Genomic DNA, 3921 nt, shown 5'->3' with positions numbered 1-3921 from the left:
CCTCCTACTACTTGGAGAACACCTATGCGCTCCGCTGTTCCCTCCTCGAGATAACCCCCTTCTCCTCCTTCCTCTCCCCCCTCCCGAGGCCCTGCGGTCGTCGCCCCGACCGCAGGATGAGGCTCAGAGCACGTCGCCGAGGACTTTGTCGAGGCGCGCCACGGTGCCGTCGACGTCCTTGAGCTTATCGAGACCGAAAAGGCCGAGCCGGAAGGTCGAGAAGCCAGCAGGCTCGTCCACCTGCAGCGGCACGCCGGCGGCGATCTGCGCGCCCTTCTCGGCGAAGGCGCGGCCGCTCTTCATCTCGGGGTCGGTGGTATAGCTGACCACCACGCCCGGCGCGCCGTAGCCGTCGGCGGCGACGGAGGTGACACCTTTCGACGCCAGAAGGTCGCGCACCTTGCGGCCCAGATCGAACTGCGCCGCTTTGGCCTCGGCGAAGCCGAACGCGCGGGTCTCGGCCATGGCGTCGCGGAACATGCGCAGCCCGTCGGTGGGCATGGTGGCGTGATAGGCATGGCCGCCTGCCTCGTAGGCGGCGGTGATGTCGCGCCATTTCTTCAGATCGAGCGCGAAGCTGTCGGAGGTGGTCTGCTCCAGCCGGTCGAGTGCACGCTGCGACATCATCACAAGGCCCGCGCAAGGGGTGGAACTCCAGCCCTTCTGCGGTGCCGAGAGCAGCACGTCGACGCCGGTCTCTTTCATGTCGACCCAGGCGCAGCCCGAGGCGATGCAGTCGAGCACCATCAGCGCGCCGACCTCATGCGCCGCGCTCGCCAGCGCGGTGATGTAGTCGTCGGGCAGGATGATGCCGGCGGCGGTCTCCACGTGCGGCGCGAAGACGATCTCGGGCTGCTCTTCGCGGATCTTCGCGGTGACCTCTTCGATCGGCGCCGGTGCGAAGGGCACCTCGAGACCGTTGCCGGTGGCGCGGGCCTTCATCACCGTGACCTCGCCGCCGAAGCCGCCGGCTTCGAAAATCTGGCTCCAGCGGAAAGAGAACCAGCCGTTGCGCACCACCAGCGCCTTGGCGCCGCGGCCGAATTGGCGGGCGACTGCCTCCATGCCGTAAGTGCCGCCGCCGGGGACCACGGCGATGCCATCGGCGCCGTAGACCTCGCGCAGACCTTCGGAGATGTCCCGCATCACCCCCTGAAAGGCGGCGGACATGTGGTTGAGAGAGCGGTCGGTGAAGACCACCGAGAATTCATCGAGACCGTTTGGGTCCACGTCCTTGCGCAGTGCCATTGGCATACTCCTTTGTTGTTGCGCAGGGGGTAGCGCGTTGCGCAGGGATTGGCAAAACCTCCGATGGTCGTGATCACGCCGCAGGGAGCAGGTCAAAGCGGGCCGGGGCGGCGCTCCTCGCTGAGCACGACGTTGGCTTCCACATGGCCGACGCCGGGCAGGGTCATGATCCGCCGCCGCAGCACCCGCTCGAAATCCGGCAGGTCGCGGGCGATGACGCGCAGTCGGTAGTCGAAGGCGCCCAGCACGTGCTCGACGATCTGCACCTCGGGGATGGCCGAGACCGCGCGCTCAAAATCCTCGAGGCTGACGCGGCCCTTGGTGGCCAGTTTCACGCCAAGAAACACGGTGACGCCGAACCCAAGCGCCTCGAGGTCGAGATCGAGGCGGGGCTTGCGAAACACCCCGGCATCGCGCAGCCGCTGGATGCGGCGCCAGCAGGCGGGTTGCGACAGGCCGAGCTTGCGACCGAGGGCGCCAGCGCTGGCGCCCGCGTCTTCGGCCAGGGCGCGCACCAGCGCGCGGTCGATGTCGTCAAGCTCCATCACAGCGGCACCGTTTCATCAGAGCGCACCAGCGCGACGTGCATCAGCGCCTCGATGTCCGAGATGTGGGGCAGGGGCAGGATCTGGCCGCGATAGAGCTGCTGGTAGTGCGACAGGTCGCGGGCGATCACCGCGAGGCGCACGTCGATCGAGCCGAGGAAGGTCTGGATCTCGATCACCTCGGGCACCTGCCGCGCGGCCTCGATGAACTCGTCGAAGGCGCGCGGCGCGGTCTTGTCGAGGGTCACCCGCAGCGACACCTCCAGCTCGTAGCCGAGCGCCGGCCAGTGGATCACGCCGCGGGTGCCGCGCAGCACGCCCTTGTCGCGCATGGACGCCAGCCGCCGGGCAAGCGTCGAGGCTGTGACGCCCGCGCGCTCGGCCAGTTCGGCACCGGGCAGGTCGGGCGCGGCCTGAAACTGGCGCAGGATGCGCCTGTCGGTATCATCAAGCATGATTTTGCCGTTATCTGATCATTTCGAGAATGATCTTTCATCTTTCCTGCAAATACTCAAGAAAAACGCAACCCGTATCGGTGCGCGGTGCCTATGTTGTCCCCCACAACGAAGCGGCGATCAATCGCCCGCAGATCAAGGAAGGAAAGACCCATGCGCGTCTATTATGATCGTGATTGCGACATCAACCTGATCAAGGACAAGAAAGTGGCGATCCTCGGCTATGGCAGCCAGGGCCACGCCCACGCGCTGAACCTGCGCGACAGCGGTGCGAAAAACATCGTCGTCGCCCTGCGCGAAGGTTCGCCCTCGGCCAAGAAAGCCGAAGCCGAAGGCCTGCAGGTCATGGGCATCGCCGAAGCGGCGGCCTGGTGTGACCTGATCATGTTCACCATGCCCGATGAACTTCAGGCCGAGACCTACAAGAAGTACGTGCATGACAACCTGAAGGAAGGCTCCGCCATCGCCTTCGCGCACGGCCTGAACGTGCACTTCGGCCTGATCGAGCCGAAGCCGGGCGTCGACGTCATCATGATGGCGCCGAAGGGTCCGGGCCACACCGTGCGCGGTGAATACGTCAAGGGCGGCGGCGTGCCCTGCCTCGTGGCCGTCAACAACGACGCCACCGGCAAGGCGCTGGAGATCGGCCTGTCGTATTGCTCGGCCATCGGTGGCGGCCGCTCGGGCATCATCGAGACCAACTTCCGCGAAGAGTGCGAAACCGACCTCTTCGGTGAGCAGGCCGTTCTGTGCGGTGGCCTCGTCGAGCTGATCCGCTGCGGCTTCGAGACGCTGGTGGAAGCCGGTTACGCGCCGGAAATGGCCTACTTCGAGTGCCTGCACGAAGTGAAGCTGATCGTCGACCTGATCTATGAAGGCGGCATCGCCAACATGGACTACTCGATCTCCAACACCGCCGAGTACGGCCAGTACGTCACCGGCCCGCGCATCCTGCCCTACGAGCAGACCAAGAAGGCGATGAAGGACGTCCTCACCGACATCCAGCAGGGCAAGTTCGTGCGCGACTTCATGCTCGAGAACGCGGTTGGCCAGCCGACCATCAAGGCATCGCGCCGTGCCAACGACGAGCACAGCATCGAAGCCACCGGCGCCAAGCTGCGCGGCATGATGCCGTGGATTTCGGCCGGCAAGATGGTCGATAAAGAAAAGAACTGATCGGGCCCTCCCGGACAGACGAAAGGCGCGGGAATGTCCCGCGCCTTTTTCTTTTGAGTGCCGATCTGTTTGGGGCCTTGTCTGCGCTGCAGGGGAGAGCCCGGCAGCGCGCGGCCTCAGTCTTGTTTCTTGGCCTCGGCCTGCGCCTTCATGCGCGCCAGAAGCTCTGCCTTGCTGGCCTTGCCGCCGGTGCCGGCCTTGCCGTCGCGCTTGAGGTTTTCGGCCTTGAAGCGCGGCTTGTTGGAGCCCGGCCGCGCGCCGCCCATTCTGCTGTAGTCCATGACCCGATCCTTTCCGGCTGCCATGTCGAAACTGTGGATGAAGTCACATGCCCCAAAGACCGTGCTACGGCAAGCGGCATGTGTGCAGGCCATAGGGCGAGGCCCTGCGCGTGTTTGAAAGAACCGCTAGGCTCAGGACTCGTTCTCCTTCAAAGCCAGAAGATTACGGTCGCAGCGAGTGCGATTGCTGAGAAGAAGGCTTGTGGGCAGCGGTCG

At 65.2% G+C, this 3921-nt stretch carries 5 protein-coding genes; 1 reads left to right on the top strand and 4 read right to left on the bottom strand.

Going from position 1 to position 3921, the window contains the following annotated elements; genetic code table 11:
- Nucleotides 1-123: 123 nt before the first annotated feature.
- From ACXAJT_RS27405 to ACXAJT_RS27395, 3 genes are all read right to left on the bottom strand, one after another.
- Nucleotides 124-1248 carry an aminotransferase class V-fold PLP-dependent enzyme gene (locus ACXAJT_RS27405; RefSeq protein ID WP_475242146.1) on the bottom strand — a complete coding sequence of 375 codons (1125 nt, stop codon included), beginning with the start codon at nucleotides 1246-1248 and terminating at the stop codon, nucleotides 124-126.
- Between the two features lie 92 nt (nucleotides 1249-1340).
- Nucleotides 1341-1796: an Lrp/AsnC family transcriptional regulator gene (locus ACXAJT_RS27400; protein ID WP_475242143.1), complete on the bottom strand. Its 456-nt coding sequence runs from the start codon at nucleotides 1794-1796 to the stop codon at nucleotides 1341-1343.
- On the bottom strand, nucleotides 1793-2248 hold the full coding sequence (locus ACXAJT_RS27395; protein WP_475242140.1) for an Lrp/AsnC family transcriptional regulator: 456 nt from the start codon (nucleotides 2246-2248) through the stop codon (nucleotides 1793-1795). The genes ACXAJT_RS27400 and ACXAJT_RS27395 overlap by 4 nt, the downstream gene beginning before the upstream one ends.
- 153 nt (nucleotides 2249-2401) lie before the next feature.
- Here ACXAJT_RS27395 and ilvC point away from each other — a divergent pair, with 153 nt between their 5' ends.
- Nucleotides 2402-3424, top strand: coding sequence for a ketol-acid reductoisomerase (ilvC, locus tag ACXAJT_RS27390; protein ID WP_475242138.1), 1023 nt, complete (start codon nucleotides 2402-2404; stop codon nucleotides 3422-3424).
- 116 nt (nucleotides 3425-3540) lie between these two features.
- On the opposite strand, the gene ACXAJT_RS27385 is transcribed toward ilvC, so the two are convergent.
- Nucleotides 3541-3705, bottom strand: coding sequence for a hypothetical protein (locus ACXAJT_RS27385; protein ID WP_475242135.1), 165 nt, complete (start codon nucleotides 3703-3705; stop codon nucleotides 3541-3543).
- Nucleotides 3706-3921: the final 216 nt, after the last annotated feature.

The sequence above is a fragment of the Salipiger sp. ABF4_146 genome (assembly GCF_056161345.1).
This window is presented reverse-complemented; position numbering and strand designations above follow the sequence as displayed.

Coding starts and splice junctions, on each gene's coding strand:
- ACXAJT_RS27405 (WP_475242146.1), bottom strand. CDS start 1,248: ATGGCACTGCGCAAGGACGTGGACCCAAACGGTCTCGATGAATTCTCG.
- ACXAJT_RS27395 (WP_475242140.1), bottom strand. CDS start 2,248: ATGCTTGATGATACCGACAGGCGCATCCTGCGCCAGTTTCAGGCCGCG.
- ilvC (WP_475242138.1), top strand. CDS start 2,402: ATGCGCGTCTATTATGATCGTGATTGCGACATCAACCTGATCAAGGAC.
- ACXAJT_RS27385 (WP_475242135.1), bottom strand. CDS start 3,705: ATGGACTACAGCAGAATGGGCGGCGCGCGGCCGGGCTCCAACAAGCCG.